Genomic DNA, 21,950 nt, shown 5'->3' with positions numbered 1-21,950 from the left:
GCACTTCCGTCGAGATCATCGCCGAGGGGCGGCCTCCTCGGTCTCGGGGGCCAGGGCCAGCTGTACCTGGACGGGGTCGCGGCGGTCCAGGCGCAGCGCCCGCCCCGGCGGCAGGGTCCGCGGGCGCAGTGAGCCGAACAGGATCCCCTCCGACGGCGGGCATGACAGCACGATGCTCGGCGTGTTCGCGTCGATCAGCATCCGCAGCGCCGGCTCCCCCATCGCCCGGCTGAACCCGCCCGCCCCGCGGGCCAGAATCAGGTGCAGCCCGATGTCGGCCCCCAGCGGCAGCATGTCCAGCAGCGGCGCCAGCGGCCCCGGCCCCCCGGTGCCCAGCAGGTCGTAGTCGTCGATCACCACGAACAGCTCCGGCCCGGTCCACCAGGAGCGGGCGCGCAGCTCCTCCGGGGTGACCTCGGGGCCGGGCAGCCGCGGCTTCAGCGCCTGGGCGGCGGCGTTCATCATCTCCTGGGCGCTCGCGCCCGTCACCGCGTACCCCAGGCGCTGCTCCTCGGGGATCGCGTCGAACAGCCCGCGCCGGGGGTCGACCACCACCACGCGGGCCTCCTCGGCCGAGTAGCGCTCCCGGATCGCCCGCGTCACGAGCCGCAGCAGGTTGGTCTTCCCGCTCTCGGTGTCGCCCACCGCCAGCATGTGCGGGGAGGTGGAGAAGTCGTGCCAGAACGGCTCCAGGCGCCGCTCCTCCAGGCCGAGCGGGACCCGGGGCCCCTCCTCGGCCGCGGGCAGCTCGGCGGCGGGCAGGTGCAGCGGCAGGGTGCGCACCGGCGGGGCGGGCGGGCCGTCCCACGCCTCGGCGACCGCCCGCACCAGCCCCTCCAGGCCGGAGGCGACGGGGGCCTCCGCCGTTCCGGGAGCCCCCTCGCCGCCCCCGTCCGCGAGCCGGGGGACCGCGGTGAGGAAGTGCTTGAGCTCGTCGGTCAGGCCCCGCCCCGGGACCCGCGGCACCGTCTCCGCCTTGCGCATGTTGATCGCCGAGTCCACCGCGTCGCCCAACCGCAGCTCGAACCGGGTGCCCAGCAGGTCGCGCAGGCTGGACTGCACGTCGGCCCAGCGCGGGGACGCCACCACCAGGTGCACCCCGTAGCTCAGCCCGCGCTGGGCGATCTGCACGATGTCGGGGACCAGGTCCATCATCTCCTGGCGGACCGTCGCCCACCCGTCGATCACCAGGAACACGTCGCCGTACCGCTCGTCGGGGAACTCCCCCCGGGCGCGGCGGCGCCGGAAGTCGGCCATCGAGTCCACACCGTGCTCGGCGAAGTCCCGCTCCCGGCGCGCCAGGAGCGCCGTCATCTCCGCCACCGTGCGGTTGACCCGCTCGGTGTCCAGGCGCCCGCACACCCCGCCCACGTGCGGCAGGCCCGAGGCGGCGCGCAGCGTCCCGCCGCCGAAGTCGAGGATGTAGAACTGCGCCTGGGCCGGGGTGTTGGTGAGCGCGAGGGCGGAGATCAGGGTGAGCAGCAGCGTGCTCTTGCCCGACTGCGGGCCGCCCACCACCGCGGTGTGCCCGCCCGAGGAGCGCAGGTCCGCCGTCAGCGGGGTGCGCAGCTGCTCGAAGGGCCGGTCCACCTCGCCCAGCGGGACGCTCAGCACCGGCTCCCGCGACCACGACGGGCCGCTCCCGCCGAGCCCGGCCTCGGCCAGCAGGCGCCCCAGCGCCGGGGGCGCGTCCAGGGGCGGCAGCCACACCCGCCGGGCGGGCGGCCCGGCGCCGCGCACCGCCTCCAACGCGGTCTCCAGCAGGCTCTCCGCCGGCTCCTCCTCCGGCTCCTCGGGTTCGGGGGCGGCCGCCGGGGCGGTCCTGGCCACGTACGTCGCCAGCAGCGGGGCCACCTCCCCGCCCGCCGCCGCGGTCCGCACCGGCCGCCGCCGCGCCCGGTAGGGCCCGGACACGTAGGCCGCCTTGAACCGGGCCAGCTCGTCGGTGTCGGTCTTGAGGTAGCCGCTCCCGGGGGCCGGCGGCAGCTGGTGGGCGTCGGGCACGCCCAGCACCCCGCGGCTCTCCATCGCCGAGAACGTGCGCAGCGCGATCCGGTAGGACAGGTGGCTCTCCAGCTGGTGCATCCGCCCCTCGTCCAGCCGCTGGGAGGCGAGCAGCAGGTGCACGCCGAGGCTGCGCCCCAGCCGCCCGATCATCACGAACAGGTCCATGAAGTCGCGGTGCGCGGCCAGCAGCTCGCTGAACTCGTCCACCACCACCAGCAGGGTCGGCATCGGCTCCATGCCCGGGTCGGAGCGGCGCGCCTTCTCGTACTCGTGCACGGAGCTGAAGTTCCCGGCCGCGCGCAGCCGCTCCTGGCGGCGGATCAGCTCGCCGTGCAGCGCGTCCTGCATCCGCTCCACCAGGGAGGTCTCGTCGGCGAGGTTGGTGATCAGCGCCGAGGTGTGGTTCAGCCGGTCCAGCCCGATGAAGGTCGCCCCGCCCTTGAAGTCGACCAGGACGAAGTTGAGGGTCTCCGAGGAGTGCGTGAGCGCCAGCGCCAGCACCAGGGTGCGCAGCAGCTCGCTCTTGCCCGACCCGGTGGCGCCGATGAGCATCCCGTGCGGCCCCATGCCGCCCAGCGCCGACTCCTTCAGGTCCAGCTCCAGCGGCGCCCCCGACTCGGTCATCCCGACCGGCACCCGCAGCCGGTGCTCGGGGCGGTCCCCGCGCTCCCACTGCCGGTGCGGGTCCCAGGTGTGCAGGTTGGCGATGCCCAGCAGCGCGGTCAGGTCGAAGTCGGTGGTCAGCGGCTCCACCACGTCCGCGGACACGCTCATCCGGTAGGGCGCCAGCAGCCGCGCCAGGGCGCGGGCGCGCGGCTCGCCCAGCCGGTCGGGGCGGCCCAGCGGGGCGAACACCTCCCGGCCGGACCGGTCCAGGTCGGCCACCTCCACCCCGTCCGCCCCCACCCGCAGCGACAGGGTGTGCGGGGCGCCGTCCCAGGCCCGGTCGGCCCCGACCTCGACCACCACGGCGTTGCGGTAGCCCCCGCCGGCCATCCGCGCGCCCTGCGGCACCCGGCCGCCGTCCACCAGCAGCACGGTGAACGGCTCCTCCCGCCCGGGCGCGGCCTGCGGGTCGAACCGGGGGCGGTCGGCCAGGTCCGGGCCGATCAGCCGCTCCAGCTCCACCGCGTCCGGTGCGAACAGCCGGACCGGCCCGGCGCCGTCCCGCTCGGAGGGGTGCAGGCAGTGCGGCAGCCACTTGAGCCAGTCCCAGCGGGCCGTCCGGTCGTCGCCCACGCACGCGGCGATGCGCAGCTCGTCCGGGGCGTGGAACACGGCCAGCTGTCCCACCAGCGCCCGGGCCATGGCGCGCGCCGCCTCGGCGTCGCCGCGCAGCGCGATGTGCGCGTACCCCCGCAGGTGGATGGAGACGGGCAGGTCGGCGACGGTGGAGTAGGCGGCGATGAACCGGCGCAGCGCGTGCGCCGACAGCGGCTCCAGGTCCTCCACCGGCTTGGTGGACAGCGGCGCGATGGTGGCGTTCAGCGGCTGCCGGCCCACGGCGAAGCGCACCTCGCCGAAGTCGTCGTGGGCGGCGCGCCGCTCCCACAGCCGGGTCGTGCGCACCAGCGACCACAGCGCGTCGGGGTCGGGGCCGTTCCAGTAGCGCGCGTCCCGCTGGGCGGCGACCAGCTCGCGCACCCGCCCCCGCATCCTGCCCAAGTAGCGAAGGTAGTCGCGGCGCTCCCCGGCCAGCGCCCGGCGCCGCTCCAGACGGGTGCGCAGGTACTGCCCGCCCAGCATGGCGACCGCGCCGACCAGCATCATGCCGCCGGCGATGTAGGGCATGGCGCCGCCCAGTCCTCCGCCGCCGCTCCCGGGCCGCAGGAACAGCATCACCATGGCGAGCGAACTGAGCGCCATCGGCAGGTACATGAAGACCGCGCCCATGCCGCCCCGCTGCTCGGGCAGCGCGGGCGGCTCCTGCAGGGCGAGCTCCCCGGAGGGGAGCTCGGGGCCGGGCCGGCGGGCCGGCCGGCGGACGATGAGAGTGCTCACGGCTGCACGGACCCCTTTGTTCGATCGGACGGATCAGCGGGCCGCAGATCGGCCGATCGGCCGATACCCGGCCGCTCGGATTGCTCTACGATGCCCCACCTGTGAGGTCATTCGATATTGATCGAAACGTCATCTCTGCCATTCTGCGAGTGGTGCTAACGTAGCGGAGCATTTGCCGCCCCGGAGCCGCGACCGTGCTCATATGAGCACGCGGAGGGCCTACGGGGTAGGCGATGCCGTTGCCCAGGAACGGAAACACCCGGGGGTAGTATGACCGAGTCCGCCGCCGCGGAATTGTGTCGACTCACCGTTCGTGCACCTGCGGTGTCCTTTGAAATCGCCGTGCCTTGTGACATCCCTCTCGCCGAACTCGTCCCCACATTCCTGCTCTATGCCGAACGCGATGGCGAGGACCTGGACGAGAACGGGCTGGACCACTCCGGGTGGGTCCTGCAGCGCCTCGGCTCGCCGCCCCTGGACGAGGACGGGACCTGCGAGTCCCTCGAACTCTTCGACGGCGAGGTGCTCTACCTGCGCGAGCGCCGCGACCAGATGCCGCCGGTGCACTTCGACGACCTGGTCGACGGCGTGGCCACCGGCATGGCCGAGCGCCCGGACCGGTGGGGCGCGGCCGCCGCCCGCCGCTGGCTGACCGCCGCCGGCGCCGCCACCCTGTTCGCCGCCCTGCTCCCGGTCGCCCTGCTGGGCCCCTCCGGCACCGGCGCCGCCGTCGCCGCGGGGACCGCCGTGCTGATGCTGCTGGCGACCGCGGCGGCCGGGCGGGCGCTGGGATCGGCCGAGACCGCGGCCGCCACCGGCACCGCCGCGGTCCTGTTCATGGCCTTCGCCGGGGCCTGCGCGCCCGACGGCGACCCCGGCGCCGCGCTGGCCGGGGCGCGCCTGCTCGCCGGGGGCGCGGCCGGGACCGGCGCCGCGGTCCTGGCGGTGGCCGCCGCGGCCGGGTGCGTGCCGTTCTTCACCGGCCTCGGCGCGGTCTCGGTGTTCGGCGGCGCCGCCGGGGCGCTGCTGATGTTCTGGGGCGGCGTCCCCCTCCCCGGGGTGGCCGGGCTGCTCGCCGGGGCCGCGGTGCTGCTGGGCACCTTCGCGCCCGCCGCCGCCTTCCGCATGTCCGGGATGCGCCTGCCGCCGCTGCCCTCCGGCGCCGACGAGCTGCAGGAGCACATCGACCCGCACCCGGCCCGCGAGGTGCTGGAGCGCACCCGCCGCGCCGACTCCTTCCAGACCGCGCTGCTGGCGGCGGTCGGCGCGGTGTGCGCGGCGGCGCTGGCCGTGCTGGCCGTGCACCCCGGATGGCTGTCCACCGGCCTGGGCGCGGCCCTGTGCCTGGTGCTGCTGCTGCAGGCCCGCGGGCTCGGCGGCGCCTGGCAGCGGGCCTGCCTGCTGGTCCCCGGCCACCTCGGCGCGCTCGCCTTGGCGCTGGGCGCCGCCGCGCTCGGCGGGACCGCGGCCCGGCTGGCGGTGTTCGGGATCCTGCTGGCGGGGGCGCTGGCGCTGGCCGTGGCCGCGTGGGCGGTGCCCGGCAACAGGCTCCTGCCGCACTGGGGGCGCGCGGGCGAGCTGCTGCACAGCGCCGCCGCGATCGTCCTGGTGATCCTGGTCCCGGCGAACCTGGGGCTGTTCGGGCTGCTGCGCGGGATCGGCGGATGAGCGCGGGCGGCGGGAGGCGGCTGTGAACACGCGGCGCGACCAGGTCCAGGCGCACGGCTTCCTGGTGGGGCGGCTGTCCACCGCGATGCTGGAGGCCGACCCGGACGCGGTGGAGGCCCCGATGAACCGCACCCGCACGGGGGCGGCCATCGGCCTGGTGCTGTCGCTGCTGATCGGCGCCGGGTTCCTGGTGTTCGGGCTCATCTTCCCCGGCAACGCCACCTCGTGGCGGACCGAGGGGACCGTGGTCGCGGTCGAGGACGGCGGCGGGCGGTACGTCTACTCCGACGGCGCCCTGTGGCCGGTGGCCAACCAGGCCTCGGCGCTGCTGCTGGGCGAGCCGGTTCAGGTGTCGGCCGCGTCCCTGGAGGGCACCCCCGTCGCCTCGGCGATCGGCATCGGTGGCGCCCCCGACGCGGTGCCGCCCCCGCCCGCCGAGGACGCCGGCCCGTCGGCGTGGCGGGTCTGCGCGGTCCCGGTGGCCACCGGCGAGGACGAGGACCCGCGGGCGCTGACCGCGCTCACCGTCGGCGGCGGCGAGGGCGACGGGGAGACCCCGGTCCCCGCGGACCGGGCGGTGCTCGCAGCGGGGCCGGACGGCACCCGCCACCTGCTCTGGCGCGGCGAGCGCCTGCGCCTGGACGCCGAGCACGGCGCCCTGGAGGCCCTCGGGTACGGGACCGCCCCCGCCCACCCGGTGTCCGCGCGGTTCCTGTCCGCCCTGCCCGAGGGGCCCGGGCTGGCCGCTGCGCAGGTGGACGGCGCGGGCGGCGAGGGGCCGCGGATCGGCGGGCGGGAGCGCCGGGTCGGCCAGGTGTTCACCGTCGGCGGCGGCGACGGCGGCTCCGACCAGTACTACGTGCTGGAGCGCGACGGACTCACGCCCACCGGCGAGGTCCGCGCCCGGCTCCTGCTGGCGGACCCGCGAACGGCCGAGGAGGCCTATCCCGGCGGCGACCCCGATGCGGTCCCCCTGGACGCCGCCGACGTGCGCCCCCACCTGTCGGACCGGGACCGCGACGACGCGGGCCTGCCCGGCGAGCCGCCCGCCCTCACCGAGACCGGAGGGGCGGCGCTGTGCGCGGTGGACCGGGGGGATGGGCCCACACTGGCGCTGCGCGGCCCCTCCACGATCACCGCCCGCGCCGCCGACCCCCCGCCCGGCGCCGCCGCCTCCTGCACCCCGCCCGACCTGATCGGGATCCCGGCGGGGGAGGGCGGGCTGGTGCGCGCCGCCCCGGCCGGGGGCCGCGCCGACCGCGGCGCCTACTACCTGGTGACCGACGCCGGGGCCAAGTACCCGGTGCCCGACGCCGAGTCCGCCGAGCGGCTCGGCCACCCGCCCGGGGGCGCCCGGGAGGTGCCCGCCGCAGTGCTGGACATGCTGCCCACCGGCCCCGAACTGAGCACCTCGGCGGCGGCCGGGCCCGCCGCCGACCCGGCGCCCCCGGAGGAGGCGGACTGCCCGTCCGGGTGAGGACGGGCCCAGGCCAGCGAAGAACCGCAGAGGACCCGCAGGAGAACGCGACACGGTCGAGGAGGAACACCCGATGAGCGAACTGTTCGGCAGTACCGACCAGGCGATGCGCGAAGGCAAGGACGCGATGGAGGCCGCGCACTCCACCTGCAACGGCGTCTACACCCAGGTGGACGGCACCCGGGACCTGCTGGGCGGCAACTGGCAGGGCGGCGCGGCCGCCCGCTACGACACCGCCCTGGTGAAGTGGCTGGAGGAGCTCCGGCTGATCACCAACGACATGAACGACATGATCGGCATCCTCGGCGGCACCGAGCGCAACTTCCACGAGATGGAGGACGCCAACATGGTCACCGCCGACTGGGCCGCCCAGCTCAACCCGAACCAGCGCGACGTCGCCGCCGGACGCTGAGGCCCCCTCCCCTCGGAAGGGACCCCCGCCCCCTACGGACCCCGGGCCGCACGGCCCGTCAGGAGAGGAGAGCCGACCGTGAGCTTCGACGGTTTCGAGATCAAGAAGTCGGGCGCGCAGACCGCCGGACTCGACCTGCGCCAGCAGACCGAGGTCATCGCCAACGCCATCGAGGAGCTGGACCGGCGGGTGCGGCGCGTCAAGGACGGCTGGGTCGGTGAGGCCGCCGACCAGTACGACGTGCGCATCGCCAACTGGCGCAAGAACGTCGAGGACATGCGGACCCTGCTGAACCAGGCGCAGGTGTCCCTGGACGACATCGTCGACCGGTACAACCGGGGCGACCTCCAGGAGGCCGGGAACTGGAGCCAGCGCCGCTGACCCCCGCGGGTGCGGGGCCGCGCACACCGGCGGCCCCGCACCCGCCCTCCCCGCAACGGCCCGACGAGAAGGCAGCAGGAGGCTGAGCGCGCATGCCGGAAGACAAGGACGACGGCGACACCATCAAGGTCACCCTCGACTACCTGCGGGGGCTGCGCACCGACGAGATCGACACGATGCGGGAGCGGTTCTCCGCGAAGAAGACCGCGTTCGACCAGTACTACGCCGGTGAGGCCGCCAAGACGCCCCGGTTCGGCAACCCGGCCCTGCTGCCGTCGGCCGGGGTCCTGGCCGACGAGGTCAAGCAGGCGCTGACCAAGGTCGAGGAGCTGTTCGACAAGTACGAGAAGGACCTGCTGGCCATCTCCAAGGGGATCGCCGACAGCGAGCTGGTCTTCGACGACCTCGAAGAGGACGCCGAGCTCACCGCCGACCAGCTGAACCGGATCTTCGGCTCGTCCTCCCCCTCCGGCGGTGCGGGCGGGGACTTCCCGGGAGGCTCCTCGGAGGGGTCCTCCGGCGGCTCCTCGGACGGAGACGGCCCCTCCTCCTCCACCGATGAGGACGGGGAGGAGACCGGCGAGGACGAGGACGAGAAGGACTGACTCCCGGCCGCCCCGCGGCCCCCGCCGCCCGCCCGAGGCCCTGAACCGCCCGTACCGCAGGAGACAGCGTGGACAACGAGAAGGAACTCAACCCCACCCCGGGGCAGGGGGCCACTCTGCCCAACGAGGGCGCGGCGTCCAGCGCGGAGCTGGACCACATCCTCAACGTCTTCGCCGACCCGGAGGGCGGGGGCTCCGTCCCGCCGATGGACAGCCCCCGGGTGATCTACGAGGCGGGGTGGATCGACCGGTACTTCTGGAACGAGGGCAACCCCCACTCCGCGGACGAGTGGTACGGGTTCTTCATGGACGACCAGCTGTACGGGGACTACCACAAGGGCATCTCCGACACCTACTCCGGGATCTTCCTGAACCCGGAGATCCTCGACGGCGCCGACACGCTCTGGGGCAGCTTCGAGAACAAGCTCAAGACCGTCGTCACCAAGGGCATCGGGGACCCGAACCTGGGCAGCGAGTCCTACTACCACGCGGGCCTCAGCCGGATGGCGACCCGGCTGGAGGAGTACCAGACCTTCTTCCAGGAGGAGTACGACCGGCTCTGGACGCTGTACGAGAAGGTCAAGCCGGGCAACGACTCCTTCGAGGGGGCGACCGCCGCGGCCCTGGCCCAGCACCTCAAGGGCAAGGCGCTGGAGCTGAAGGGGGCCGCCGACTACCTGGCCCCGGTCAAGGAGGCGGTGGAGAGCGCCGCGTCCGCGGCCGACCCCACCTTCGCCGACCCCGTGGTGAAGGCCTACAACGACTGGGCCTCCGACCCCGGGCGCAGCCCGCGCCAGGTGGTGCGCACCTGGTGGGAGGAGAACCGGAACACGGTCACCAAGCAGGACGGGTTCGTCTACATCGGCGGCAAGCCCACCGACAGCCTGGAGACCTGGCGCGGCATCGAGCAGGAGATGAAGGACCTGTGGTGGTCCAAGCTGGAGGGCCTGCGCAACGCGGCGTCCGAGAACATCCCGGGGCTGTCGCAGAGCTACGCGAACGCCGCGGGCGACATCCTGCCGTACACGCCCGTCACCACGGAGCAGGGCGGGAGCGGCGGGAACGGTTCCAGCGGCTCGGGCGACGGGCCCGGGGGGTCCGGTGACGGTTCCGGGGGCGACTTCGACATCGGGGAATGGTTGGACGAGTACTTCGGCGGCGGGGACTCCGGAGGGGGCTCGGGCGAGGGAGAAGGAGACGGGGGAGGCGGAGACGGCTCCCAGGGCGGGTCCGGTGATTCCGGCGGGTCCGGCGGCGACTTCGACATCGATGATTACCTCGAACACCTCACCGGGTCCGGCGGGGACGGCTCCGGTGCCGACTCCGGGTCGGGCGAGGGTCCCGGCGGCTCCGGTTCCGGCGACGCCTCCGGAGGGAGCGGGTCCTTCCCGGAGCGGGAGGACCGGACCGAGATCACCGGTGGGCCCTCGTCGGGCGACGGGGCGGGCGGAGCGTCGGGGGACGGGGCGCCGGGCGGGTCGGGGTCCTTCCCGGACCGGCAGGACCGGACCGAGATCACCGGGGTCTCGTCCTCGACCGACGGGTCGGACGGCGCGTCAGGGGACGGTGCCGGTGGCGGCTCCGGGTACGTGCCGCCCCCGGTCACCGGTCTGGGAGGCGGCGGTGGCGGCGCACCCGGCGGGAGCGGACGCGCCCGCGGACGCGGAGCCGGCGGGCAGACAGGCGGCGGCGCGGATTTCGTGACGTCGGGGGACTCGGGGGACGACAGGAGCGGAGGCTCCGGTACCGGCCCCTTGGACCGGGTGTCGCTCGCCGCCTCGACGGACGGGACCGACGCCGGCGGCGGCACGGTCGACCTGCCGCCGCCCCCTGAGCGGACGCAGGTGGAGACCGGCGGAGGGGCGCCCGGCGGACCGGAGGGAGGCCGGACGGGAGAGGACACCTCCGGCGGATCCTTCGAGCCGGGTTCGTCTTCGGACGGTGGTCCGGCGCCGGGTGGTTCGGTGGATGTGCCTGATGTGGGTGGGGCCGGTGGTTCCGGGGGTTCTTGGGATCTGGGCTCCTCCTCCGATGGTGGTCCGGCGCCCGGCGGCTCGGTCGACGTTCCTGACGTCGGTGGGGCCGATGGTTCCGGAGGGTCGTGGGACCTGGGTTCGTCCTCTGACGGGGGCCCGTTGCCCGGCGGTTCGGTAGACGTCCCTGACGTCGGTGGGGCTGGCGGCTCTGGTGGGTCGTGGGACTTGGGCTCCTCCTCCGATGGTGGTCCGGCGCCCGGCGGCTCGGTCGACGTTCCTGACGTCGGTGGGGCCGGTGGTTCCGGAGGGTCGTGGGACCTGGGTTCGTCTTCGGATGGTGGTCCGGCGCCGGGTGGTTCGGTGGACGTGCCTGACGTGGGTGGGGCCGGTGGTTCCGGAGGTTCTTGGGACCTGGGCTCGTCCTCCGACGGAGGACCATTGCCGGGCGGCTCGGTGAACCCGCCCGACTGGAGCTTCTCCGATGGGTCCTCCGGAGGGTCCTTCGGGACCGGAGGCTCATCGGAGGACCGCCCTCTGTCCGGTTCGAGCGGCCTATCGGGCATCGGCGGGGGTGTGCGCCCCTCCGGAGGCACGGTGGACATGTCGGGGTCCGGCCCGGCGGGCACCGGAGCCGACGGGGTGAGCGGAGCCGCCTCGTCCGGGCCGGGGTCGTCCGCCCTCGACGGCGCGGGCGCGCCGCAGGGCTCCGCATCCGGCCACGGCGGCGGTGCGGCGGGACCGGGCGGCTTCGGTGCGTCCGGCGCGGGCGGTGCCGGCATCGGCGGCGGCGCGGCCGGCGCCGCGGGCGGTGGCCCCGGCGGCCCGATGATGCCGCCCATGATGCCGCCGATGGGCGGCGGGGCCGGTGCGGGCGGGCCCGAGCAGGAGCGCAACCGCAGCACCTGGCTGACCGAGGACGAGAAGGTGTGGGGCACCGCCGACCGCGGCGGCCCCGCCGTGCTGGGCCGACCGGGCGTCGGCCCGGGGAAGGGAGCGACCGGCCTTGGACATGTCCCTGCCGGAGCGGATGGCGCACGACCTCGAACGTCTTCGGCGGACCCAGCGGAGTCTGTCGGAGGCAAGCGCAAGCCTGGAATCGGCCGACGCGGAGGCCGTGTCCAGGGATCGGATGGTCAGCGCGAGGGTGAACGCGAGGGGTGAGGTCGCCGAGCTGCGCTTCCACACCTCCAAGTACCGCACCATGGCCCCCGCCGAGCTGTCCGCGGCCGTCCTGGACGTGATCGGCCGGGCCCGGGAGGAGATGGAGCGCCGGGTCGCCGATGCCTTCGCGGACCTGGCCCCCGGCAGCTCCGAGGCGCGTGCGGAGGTGGTCAACGGCGGTGACCCCGCACGGCTCCTGGCCGAACTGGGGCTGCACCCCCGTCCACCGGAGTCGCCGTGAACACGGTGCGGCGGACCGGCGACGGGCGGGGACGGACGCGCGGGCCGTGGCGGACACGGCCGGACGGACACGGGTGAGGAGGAACGGCGATGGCCGACAGGATCGCGGTCGACCCGGAGGCGGTGGCCAAGCACGGCGGGGACCTGTACGCCCTCTCCGACGAGGTGCGCGAGATCCACCGCTGGCTGGGCGCCCGGACCGAGGCGCTGGGCCGCCCATGGGGCGAGGGCGACGAGATCGCCGCCTCCTTCGAGACGAACTACGTGCCCGCCCGGCGCGCCGTGGACGCGTTCTTCACCGCCCTGGCGCAGGCCTTCGACAAGACTGCCGAGGGCACCATCGAGACCGCGCGCCAGTTCGCACTCAGCGAGCAGCACGGGATCGACAGGGCGAACGGGCTGCTCGGGGCCGACGGCACCGGCCCGGGGGCGCCCGGGGCCGGGAGGCGGTAGCGGCACATGGGCATGCAGCCCCCCGACGAGCTGCGCACCATGTTCATGGTGCTGACCGGCTCGGAGTGGCCGGACGCCGATGAGGACCTGCTGTGGGAGCTGGCCTCGGTCTATGGCACCACGGCCGACCGGCTCGACGTCGACCTGCCGCAGTTCGTGCTGCGCGTGAAGAACAAGGTGCGGGAGGAGTTCGACGCCACGGCGGCCGACTTCTTCGACGACTCGGTGAACCAGTTCGTCGGCGGCGACCGGAACTACCTGGGCGAGGGCGCGGCCGCCGCGCGCGGGCTGCGGGACTACCTGGACAACGCCGCCACCCAGGTGCAGTACGCCAAATGGATGATCATCGGCCAGCTGATCCAGCTGGCCGCGGAGATCGCCTGGGCGATCGCGATGGCCCCGTTCACCTTCGGTGCGTCGCTGGCCAAGATCCCCGTCTTCCAGGCGATCACCCGCACCATCATCGGAAGGGTCCTGTTCCGGCTGATCAGCGAGCTGGTGCAGCAGATGGCGATCAGCCAGATGTTCGCGCTGGCGCTGGACGCGATCATCCAGCGCATCCAGATCGACCAGGGCAACCGCGCCTCCTGGGACGACGAGCTGACCGAGGAGGCCGCCAAGGGAGCGCTGCTCGACGGGCTGTTCGGCACCGGTGCGGCCTTCGGGGGCAGCGCGCTGGCCAAGAAGTTCGACGAGCTCCTCGGCAATGCGGCGGGTCCCGCGATCGCCAAGTACCTGGACGACCTGTTCGACGGCCGCGGTGGATCCGGTGGTCCCGGTGGCCCGAGCGGCAAGGGTGCCGGTGACGGGGTCGGGGGCGCGGCGGGCAAGGGCGCCGACGACGCGACCGGCGGCGGTGGCACGAACAGTGCCGGCGGCGCAGGGCACGGCACCGGGACAAGCGGTTCGCCGGGCAAGGGCATGGCCGACGACCTGGGCGGGCTGTTCGGCGACGAGGCCGACCACCTGCTGGCGCCCTACGGCAAGGACGCGGGGCCCGGGTGGTCGCGTCCGGCCGACCTTGAGCGCTTCAAGGACCGGATGGGCGACGCCTTCGCCGACGGCATGGGCGGTGCGCTCGGACGGGACCGGGCCGAACGGCTCGGGCGGGACTACGCCGACGCGTTCGCGCGCAACTGGGGCTCGGAGAACCTGGGCAAGGCGCTGGACGACGTGCTGTCCGGCGCTGGGCCCGGCCTGTCCCCGCATGTGCGGGACGTCCTGGCCCGAGGGCTGCCCGATGCGGTCGAGAAGGGTCTGGCCGACGTGGGGTCGGCGTGGCGGACCGCGCTGTCGCAGTACTCGTCGCAGGCGATCGCCAACGCGGGGCAGGGCGTGCTCGCCGAAGGCTTCTACAACCTGTTGTTCGGTGAGGACAAGACCTTCTCGGTGACGTGGTTGTCGGCCGTCTCCGGTGCGGTCTCGGGCGCTGTCGAACAGGGACTGACCGAGGCGGGCATCGCGATGCTCGACAGGATCGGCGGGATCGGTTCGGACCTGCCCGACCCTCCGTCCGAGACCTCGGGCGGGGGAGAGAAGGCCGTGGACCCGTCGGACTCGGACGGCGCGAGCACCGTGTCCTCCGAGGACGGGGGAGACGGGGAAACGGAGAAGGTGGGCCCGGAGACGGGGGCGGCGCACGACGGCGCCTCCGAGAGCGGGGCCGCCGGTGGGCCGACGGGCGGTCGCGGCGGAGGCGGGGCTTCCGGCGGCGGCGCGTCCACCACCCATGGGAACGACCGGTCGGAGCAGGACGAGGAGGGCTCCGAAGGGGCCGTGCCGCCGCCGCGTGAGGTGACGACGTTCTCGGACGGCACGGGGGAGCCTTCGCCGCGTGGCGGTTCCCCTGATTCCGCGGAGGTCGGGACCGGCGGCCCCGCAGCCGACGGACACGGCGGGCATTCGCGGACCGCACCGGAACCCTCCGGAGAGGAGGAGGCGCAGGCGCCCGACGAGGGGACCGGTCCCGTGGCCCCTGTGTCCGGTGGCCCCGAGGGCACTGGACAGGACGGCGCCGACGCAGCGCTGGACGCAGGCGGAGATACGCCTTCCTCATTCCCGCGTGAGGCGGGCGAGTGGTTCCCCGGTTCGGAGGATGGGCCCTCCGACGGGTCGGGGCGTGGGGAGGACACGGGGCCTGTCGATGGAGTGCAGGCGTCCGGCGACCGGACTGCGCCTGACGCTCCCGCATTCGGTGCTGCTGGGGACGACGGGCTGAGGGGCGCCGAGACGCCGCCGGACACCGGTACAAGCGCGTCTTCCTCCCCGGATGCGGACGGCACCGGCTCCGAGTACGACGGCGGCCGGGTTCCCGGCGAAGGCGGCGGGAACGGGGAAGACGGGGAGGACACCGGTCCTGCTGATGGAGTGCAGGCGTCCGGCGACCGGACCGCGCCCGACGCTCCCGTATCCGGTGCTGTTGGGGACGACGGGCAGAGAGGAGCCGAGGCGCCGCCGGACACCGGCGCAAAGGCGCCTTCCTCCCCGGGTACGGACGGCGCGTCGGTCGGCTCCGAGTACGGCGGCCGGGTTCCCGGCGAAGGAGTCGGGAGCGGGGAGGACACCGCTCCTGCCGGAGATCCCAAGGCGTCTGCGGACGAGGCGCAGGCGTCCGACGGCGGGACCGGACCTGAGGTCCCTGTGTCCGGTGCACCCACCGGCGATGGGCGGAGCGGCGCCGACCGGTCCGACGACCTCGCTGCGAACGGCGGCGTCCCGAACCCGTCGCTTGCCCACACGGGGGAGGAGGGGTCCGGTGCCGAGAGCGGAACCGGCCCTTCCCTGCAGCCGGTTGCGGCGCCGGTGCCCATGGTCTCCGGCGGTGGGCCGGTGGTCCAAGGCGCGCAGCGGGACACGGTGGACGGCCACGGAACAGGAACGGCGGAGCGGAGGCCGGACACGCAGAGGACTCCCCGGTCGGGACCGCCCCCGACACCGGACGGGCGGCCTGGGACGGCCCGGGGCGAAGAGGGGCCCGAGGCCCGCCGCCGCGATCCCGGGCCTCCGGTACCGAGCCGCACCGAGTCCGAGTCCGGGCCCGAGAGGGCCGTGGGGACGGACGGTGGTTCGGGCACATCGCACGGCCGGGCGCCGCTCGACGAGAGCGCCCCTGCCGAGGGTGTCACCGCCGAGGTGCCGCCGCCCGGTCCCCGGATTCCGACCGAATCCCCCGACGAGGGCGCGGACGGCGAGTGGATCGAGATGGGCCCCGTCGGCACGCGGGCCGCGGACTCGTCCGGCGGTCCGCCGTCGGACGGCGACCACTCCGACTCCGACGCCGACACCGACGCCCACTCGGACCGGGACGAGGAGTCGGAGGACGGGGAAGAGGAGCAGCGAGAAGAGGACCGGCAGGACGGGGACGGCCGCGACCGCCGGCCCGTCGACGGCGACATGGCCCGGATGCTCGACGCCCTGGTCGGCGGCGGCACCCGCGGCGGGCGCTACGACGGCGCCCGCACCGGGACCGACGACCCCGTCCCCGCCGTGGTGGACCGGGTCCGCCGGTGGCTCGGCGACGACTGGCGCTTCACCGCGGTCGGGCTCGACCTGCTGCGGACCAGGCTCGCCGACCACGACCTGACCGGCGACGGCGGTCGGCGGCCGGTGACCGTCGAGGTCCCGGTCGTCTCCGCCGACGGCGCCTCGCGGGCCACGGCCGTCGTGGACGTCTCCCGCGCCTGGCGCCCCGTGGACGACCCGCCCGTGCGCCCTACCACCACCTACGAGAGCCGCGCCAAGACGGGCGGGAACGCCGTGCAGCAGTCCCGCAAGCAGTTCGGCATCACCGGGCCGTTCACCGTGATCGGCGAGGTCGCGAGCAAGGTCGCCCTGCTCAACCTGCGGCTCAGGGCCGCCGTGGCGCAGCGGCAGCGCGGGACGCAGTACCGGACGTCCGCCGAGAGCAAGGCCAAGCGGGCCGTCGACGCCAAGGACGACGGCGAGGGGTTCGCGGCCGACCTGCGCATCGACCTCGGCCTGCGCGACGGGCGGGAGCCGGAGGGGGAGGTCCTGCGCCGGGACACCGCCACCGTCCCCGGGGTCAACGAGGTCACCCTGCCCGGACGCAGGTCGGGGGCGCCCGAGCCGTGGATGCCGGACACCATCGGCGAGCGCGGCGGCCCGGTGCTGGCCCGTGCGCCGAGGTTCGGCCGGACGCTCGCCGTGCTCGACACCGGCGGCGTCGCCGACCGGGTGGCCGGCGGCGGCCGCGACCGGCCGCCCCTGGAGGCCGACGAGCGCGCGCGGCTCAGGGAGCGGCTCGGTGACCGGGAGCTCAAGGAGGCGATGGGGCGGCTCGACCAGGGCGAGCCGCTCGCCCTGCCCTTCCGCCGCAGGGAGCGGGACCGCCTGACCGAGCCGGAGTGGATGGAGAGCGCCGAGCTGCGGGGTGGGCCGGTCCACTACGAGCGGGTGGGGCCGGTCCTGGGCGGCACCTCCTTCAGCGACGGCGACAAGACGTCGGCGTCGGCGGCGACCACCGCGAACCGCACCGGCAAGGTCGACGTGGAGGTCGAGGGCGGTCTCATGGCGACCGCCGACCCCGCCCCCGGGGCCACCGTCCGGGCCGGGGCCGGCGGGAAGGTCGGCCACCAGCGCACCGACAAGCAGGGCCGGGGGACCGACCACGGGGCGGAGCGCGCACGGGGCGCCTCGGCCGAGGACCACTCGGCGCTGTACCGGGTGACCCGGGAGTACACCGTCACCACCACCGACGGCGGCCGGGAGACGGTCACCATGGTCACCCTGGACCTGCTCTCCACCGAGGACGCGGCGGCGCTGACCGGCCCGGAATGGGCGGCCCCCGGGGGAGCGGGCGCCGCGGACCGGCACGGGGACGGGCCGTCCCCCGGCGGGCTCGGCGTGGGCAGGGACCGCATCGACGGGTTCGGCGAGGCCCACCCCGTGGGCCTGCGCTGGGGCAACGGCGACCTGCGCCGCGGGGAGGACGGGACCACCCCCGCCCAGGAGGTCGCGCGCGCCGTCCAGGCGATGGTGCACCGGGAACGGCCGGACCTGGTGCTGCCGCCGGACGGCGACGGGAACCGGCCCAACGCCTGGAACCGGATGTGGCGCAAGCGGGACACCCGGATGCAGAACACGCTGCGGCTCCACCGGCAGGTCGAGGGCGCGGCGAAGGACGCGGACGCGCTGGCGGGCGAGGGGGTCGCGATCGACCTGCGGCCGTCGGGGGGCAGGAACCTCTTCCGCCTCGGCCCGGGGCCGCTGCGGCAGGCGCTGCACGCCCTCGGGCTGATGGCCGAGCGGAGCTCGCAGGACGGCGCCGACCACTTCAGCCTGCGGCTGCGGGCGGACTTCACCGACGGGACGCACCGCGGGACGCGCGCCGAGGGGAAGCTCACCTCGGCGCTGGCCGCCCACGCCTCCCTGTCCGACGGCACCGAGCACGGGCGCAAGGTCACCGGTGAGGCGAGCGCCAAGGTGCAGTACCGGCACGGCGAGACCCCGGCCGGCCTGCCCTGGTTCCTCGCCGAGGGCGGGTTCACGAACACGGCCGAGGCGGGGTGGAACAGGTCGGTCCTGGACACCGGCAAGGGCGCGATCCATGGCGGGGCCTCCTACTCCGGCCCCGTCGACAGCTGGTCCTACAACGCGGGGTTCCAGGTCGAGATGGCCGGCGGCGCGCCGCGGCCCGTCCCTCTCGGCGACGACGGGCCCGTGCTCGTGGTGGAGACCCCGGTCGGCCGCCCGGTGCCCGGCGAGGCGACGGGCGGCGGCACGGCCGACGGCACCGACGCGGAGCGGGCGGAGCAGCGTGCGCGGGAGATGGAGGAAGGCCTCCGCGGACTGATGGACCTGCCCGGGCAGGAGCGGGCGGCGGCGGACGCGCGCGCCGGGGCCGAGCGGATCGCGGGCGAGGTCGACGCCCTGGAGGCCCAGGCGGAAGACGCCAGAGGGCAACGGGACGCCAGGCGCCGGGAGCACGACGAGGCCCAGGAGGCGGTGGACACCGCCCGGCAGCGGGTGGACGGGGCCGAGGGGCGGTCCCGGAGCACGCAGGAGGACGTCGCGCGGGCGAAGCGGGACGTCGAGACGGCGGACGAGGACGGGCGGCGCGGAGCCGAGGAGCGCCTTCACCGAGCGGAGGGGGAGGCCGACCGGGCCCGGCGGGAGGCCGAGGAGGCGGGCGACGCGCTCCGGAGGGCGGAAGAGGAGCGCGACGCGGCCGGGCACGCACGCGAGCGGGCCGAACAGGACGTCCGAGACGCTGAGCAGCGGGTGCGCGACCGCGCGCAGGAGCGCGACCGGGCCCGGGAGCGCGCCGACCGCGCCGAGGAACAGGCGGACCGGACGCGGGCCGCCGTTCGCGATGCCGGGTTCGAGAACACCGCGGAGGCGGATGCCCGGCAGCGCACCGCGCGGGCCCGGGCCGAGGCGGACGACGCCGCCTTCCGCGGTCGCCGTGACCGGGACATCCGCCCGGACGGCGCCAAGGGGGACGCCCTCACTGGCCTTCCGCACGCCCCGCGTTCAGCCCGGAGCGACGACGGCGGGCTCCTCGACACCGCCCGCAGGACGCTTTCGCGCGCGACCGGGTACGCCCGGGCGCTGTGGTCCGGGTCCGCGATTGACGGGCAGGTCGCCGTGCTCACCTCTCCGAGGTCGCTCGCGGCGGAGTCCGACGCACTGCGCAATGGCGGGCTGCCGTTCCGCCAGCAGTACGAGGACGCCATCACCCGCCGGTCCGACGTGGACGCGCTGATCACGGCGGAGGACCGGGGGATGTCCGCCTCCGAGGCGTTCCAGGGCGGCGGCCTGGACCTGACGGTCAAGGCGGAGAACGAGCGCACGGTCTCCTCGGGCCGGTCCTTCGCCGACCGGCTGGGCCTCAATCTCACCCTCCGGGGCTCTCCCGACCACGGCGCCGCCCACTACAACCGCCTGGGCGGGGTGCTCGGGGCGATGTGGGGATGGACCCGCTCGGGGACCGAGGCGCAGACCGAGACCTTCACCGAGGAGGACCAGTTCTCCCTGCCCGGCAGCACGGTCGGGGTGGTCCGGGACGTCGCCTTCTCCTTCGCGGCCCGGGCACGTGTGCGGCCCAACCTCATCGCGAGCCTTCCGCTGCCCTGGACGAGGGACCTGTCGCAGGAGGACCGGGACACCCGGGGGCCCCGCGGCGCCCGGGAGGACGGGGACGGGACCGTCGGCGGCAGGGAGGAGACCCGCTACCGGGTGGTCGACCTGGCCGCGAAGGGCCTCCTGCGCGGGACCGAGGGCCTGGTCGGCCCGTTGCGGGCCGCGCGGGCCCTGCCGGAGGCGATCGCCTCCCGCGCGTCGGGGCCGGGCGCCTCCCGCGGCCTCACCCTGAGCGGCCTGGACGTCGACCGGGCCGTCCAGGGCATCAAGGACAGGGTCGGGGAGGCCGGATTCGACCTCACCGGCCAGAGCGAGCACGACATCCGCATCGCCCTGTCGCCCAACGCCTCCCGCGGCCGCCGGCGGGCCCTGTTCAGCGAGGGCGTTCCGGTGCGGGTCCGCCTGAGCCACAAGGGGGCCGGGGACCAGCGGTTCACCGACGGCGGCTGGATCCGCATCCGCCTGGAGCGCGGCCCGGGCGCCGCGACGGGGGCGGTCGAGGCGCAGATGTCCTCCTCGCGGACCGACACCGACAGCGACGAGAGCAGCCGCGCGGAGGCGAAGGGGAACAGGGCCGGGATCACGGCGAAGGCCGACGGCGCCGTGCTGCCGGTCGCCGCGGACCAGGGCGCGGACCCGTCCCTGCCGCCGACCCGGATGCACCTGCTCAATGCCCAGGGGCCGCTCCAGGTTGCCGAGACGGGCGTCGACCGGACCCACGGGACCGCCGACTCGGCCACCGACAACCGCGCCCGCACGGTCACGGAGCCGGGGGTGTCCATGGACACCCCCGTCCGCCTGCGGTTCACCCTCACCCGCGAAGGGGCGGTGAACAACACCAAGGCGCCGATCACCGACGGCGGCCACGGGGTCGACGCCGGGCGGGTGAAGGAGATCGTCCCGGTCAGCGCGATGGCCCCGGACGACGGGCCGGTGTCCCGGCCGGGCCCGGCGCGGGAGTTCGACCGCGCCGCCGCCCACCAGGAGCGCCCGGAGCAGGTCGGGGACGCCTGGCGGAACGGCGGCGGCCGCGCCGCCGACCGGCAGCCCCGGGTCCCGATGCCGGAGTCCATCGGCCCCGGCGTCGCCGACGCGCTCGTGCTCTCCACCGCCCTGGCCAAGGGGTGGACCCCGGACGGGAACCGGATGGACCCCGCCGCCGCGGAGGCCTACCTCGGCACGAAGGGCGGGCTCGGCGTCCGAGCGGGCGTCCTGCGCGCCGCCGCGGGCGAACAGGTCCTCCGGTCGGTCTTCCAGAGGTCGCAGGGCGGGGCGCAGGGCGGGGCGCCCCCGGCCGACGGCCGGGTGCACGGCGAGGACGGGGCCCCGCTCCTGGGCGGCGGGGACGGCCCCTTCGCCGTCCCGGGCCTGGACGCGCGGCTGTACACCTCCCTGCGCCCCGGCGAGGGGCGCGTCATCGACGTGGACGACGGCGCCTCCACCGACCGCTACACGCAGCGGACGCACCGCGAGGAGCGGTCCGGGACGCACGACGGGGGCCAGAACCTGCCGGTCTCCGGGGACCTGGCCTTCGTGGGCGGCCTCGACGGCGGGGACCGGGGCGGGTTCGCCCCGAGCGCGATCTACGGCTCCCAGAGCGCGGCGGGGAACGCGGCGCCGCCCGTCGGCGCCGGAACGAGCAAGGACGAGGCCACCGTCCTGCACACCGATCACGGCGCGCCCGAGGAGAAGGGCCGGCGGTTCCTGGTGCGGATGCCCATGGACGCGCTGGTGGTCGCCCACGACCCCGGCGGGCGCGGCGGCCCGTTCGGCCGGACCCGCGGCCACCCCCGCGGCGTCACCGCCTCCACCGAGGTGGAGGTGTGGCTCACCCGGGAGCAGGCGGAACGGTACGGGCTGCTGGGCGATGGGGCGGCGGGGCGCTGGGACGCCGTCGCCGAGGCCAAGGAGGAGGCGGGGGAGCGGGAGAAGGCGCTGTTCGACGCGCTCGACCGCCACCTGGGACTGGACCGCGACCCCCGGAGCGCGGACGACCGTGCCCACGGTGACCGCGCACGCGAGGCCCAGGACCTGCTCGGGCTCGACCCGGGCCTGGACCCCGCCGACTGGGACGGCCCGGCGCGCTCCGCCGTCGCCGCGCTCCGCCGCCACCTGGGCATCGGCACCGACCCGGACCAGGGGTGGGACCGCGACCCGGACACCGTGCGGGCCGACCGCGAGCGGGCCGGTCAGGCCCTTGACCTGCTGCGGGAGCGCGAGGCGGCCGGGAGGCCCGTCCTCCCCCGCGAGACCGTGGCGGCCCTCGGTGACCTGGTCGAGCGCCGCGACGCCCTGCACGCCGCCCTGGCCGGCCAGCGCACGGCGCTGGACGGGCTGGCACGGGCCCTGGCGGCCGCCTGGGGCCGTCCCCAGGAGCAGGCGCCGACCCTGCAAGCCGCCTTCGACGAGGCGCTGAACCCGGACGGGGGGAGGCGGCGCGTGCACTGACCGGCGGACGTCCCCCCGTC

10 protein-coding genes are annotated in these 21,950 nt (G+C 75.6%); 9 read left to right on the top strand and 1 reads right to left on the bottom strand.

What is annotated here, in order from left to right:
- Positions 1–15 precede the first annotated feature (15 nt).
- Positions 16–4,008: a type VII secretion protein EccCa gene (gene eccCa, locus O4J56_RS01100; protein ID WP_270683134.1), complete on the bottom strand. Its 3,993-nt coding sequence runs from the start codon at positions 4,006–4,008 to the stop codon at positions 16–18.
- Between the two features lie 270 nt (positions 4,009–4,278).
- Between eccCa and eccD the strand changes: the two genes are divergently transcribed.
- The 9 genes from eccD to O4J56_RS01055 all read left to right on the top strand — a co-directional run bounded on the left by eccD (position 4,279) and on the right by O4J56_RS01055 (position 21,930).
- Entirely contained in the window at positions 4,279–5,676 is a 1,398-nt protein-coding gene (gene eccD, locus O4J56_RS01095; protein ID WP_270683133.1) for a type VII secretion integral membrane protein EccD, read from the top strand.
- Between the two features lie 22 nt (positions 5,677–5,698).
- Complete coding sequence (gene eccB, locus O4J56_RS01090) at positions 5,699–7,153, top strand: type VII secretion protein EccB (RefSeq protein ID WP_270683132.1); 1,455 nt, start codon at positions 5,699–5,701, stop codon at positions 7,151–7,153.
- A 73-nt stretch (positions 7,154–7,226) separates the two neighbouring features.
- Positions 7,227–7,565 (top strand): WXG100 family type VII secretion target, encoded by a 339-nt coding sequence (locus O4J56_RS01085; protein WP_270683131.1) that lies wholly within the window; start codon positions 7,227–7,229, stop codon positions 7,563–7,565.
- A gap of 78 nt (positions 7,566–7,643) precedes the next feature.
- On the top strand, positions 7,644–7,946 hold the full coding sequence (locus tag O4J56_RS01080; protein WP_270683130.1) for a WXG100 family type VII secretion target: 303 nt from the start codon (positions 7,644–7,646) through the stop codon (positions 7,944–7,946).
- Positions 7,947–8,038: 92 nt separating this feature from the next.
- Complete coding sequence (locus O4J56_RS01075; protein ID WP_270683129.1) at positions 8,039–8,551, top strand: hypothetical protein; 513 nt, start codon at positions 8,039–8,041, stop codon at positions 8,549–8,551.
- Positions 8,552–8,619: 68 nt separating this feature from the next.
- The gene (locus tag O4J56_RS01070; RefSeq protein ID WP_270683128.1) at positions 8,620–11,688 is read left to right on the top strand and encodes a hypothetical protein; all 3,069 of its coding nucleotides are present in this window, start codon (positions 8,620–8,622) and stop codon (positions 11,686–11,688) included.
- A complete protein-coding gene (locus O4J56_RS01065) occupies positions 11,597–11,929 on the top strand; it encodes a YbaB/EbfC family nucleoid-associated protein (protein ID WP_270683200.1) in 333 nt (110 codons plus the stop codon). Before O4J56_RS01070 ends, O4J56_RS01065 begins: the two co-directional genes overlap by 92 nt.
- Positions 11,930–12,018: 89 nt before the next feature.
- Complete coding sequence (locus O4J56_RS01060; RefSeq protein WP_270683127.1) at positions 12,019–12,381, top strand: hypothetical protein; 363 nt, start codon at positions 12,019–12,021, stop codon at positions 12,379–12,381.
- Positions 12,382–12,387: 6 nt separating this feature from the next.
- On the top strand, positions 12,388–21,930 hold the full coding sequence (locus tag O4J56_RS01055; RefSeq protein ID WP_270683126.1) for a WXG100-like domain-containing protein: 9,543 nt from the start codon (positions 12,388–12,390) through the stop codon (positions 21,928–21,930).
- Positions 21,931–21,950: the final 20 nt, after the last annotated feature.

This window comes from Nocardiopsis endophytica (assembly GCF_027706725.1).
GTDB lineage: Bacteria > Actinomycetota > Actinomycetes > Streptosporangiales > Streptosporangiaceae > Nocardiopsis_A > Nocardiopsis_A endophytica.
This window is presented reverse-complemented; position numbering and strand designations above follow the sequence as displayed.

Coding starts and splice junctions, on each gene's coding strand:
- O4J56_RS01075 (WP_270683129.1), top strand. CDS start 8,039: ATGCCGGAAGACAAGGACGACGGCGACACCATCAAGGTCACCCTCGAC.
- O4J56_RS01085 (WP_270683131.1), top strand. CDS start 7,227: ATGAGCGAACTGTTCGGCAGTACCGACCAGGCGATGCGCGAAGGCAAG.
- O4J56_RS01060 (WP_270683127.1), top strand. CDS start 12,019: ATGGCCGACAGGATCGCGGTCGACCCGGAGGCGGTGGCCAAGCACGGC.
- O4J56_RS01055 (WP_270683126.1), top strand. CDS start 12,388: ATGGGCATGCAGCCCCCCGACGAGCTGCGCACCATGTTCATGGTGCTG.
- eccD (WP_270683133.1), top strand. CDS start 4,279: ATGACCGAGTCCGCCGCCGCGGAATTGTGTCGACTCACCGTTCGTGCA.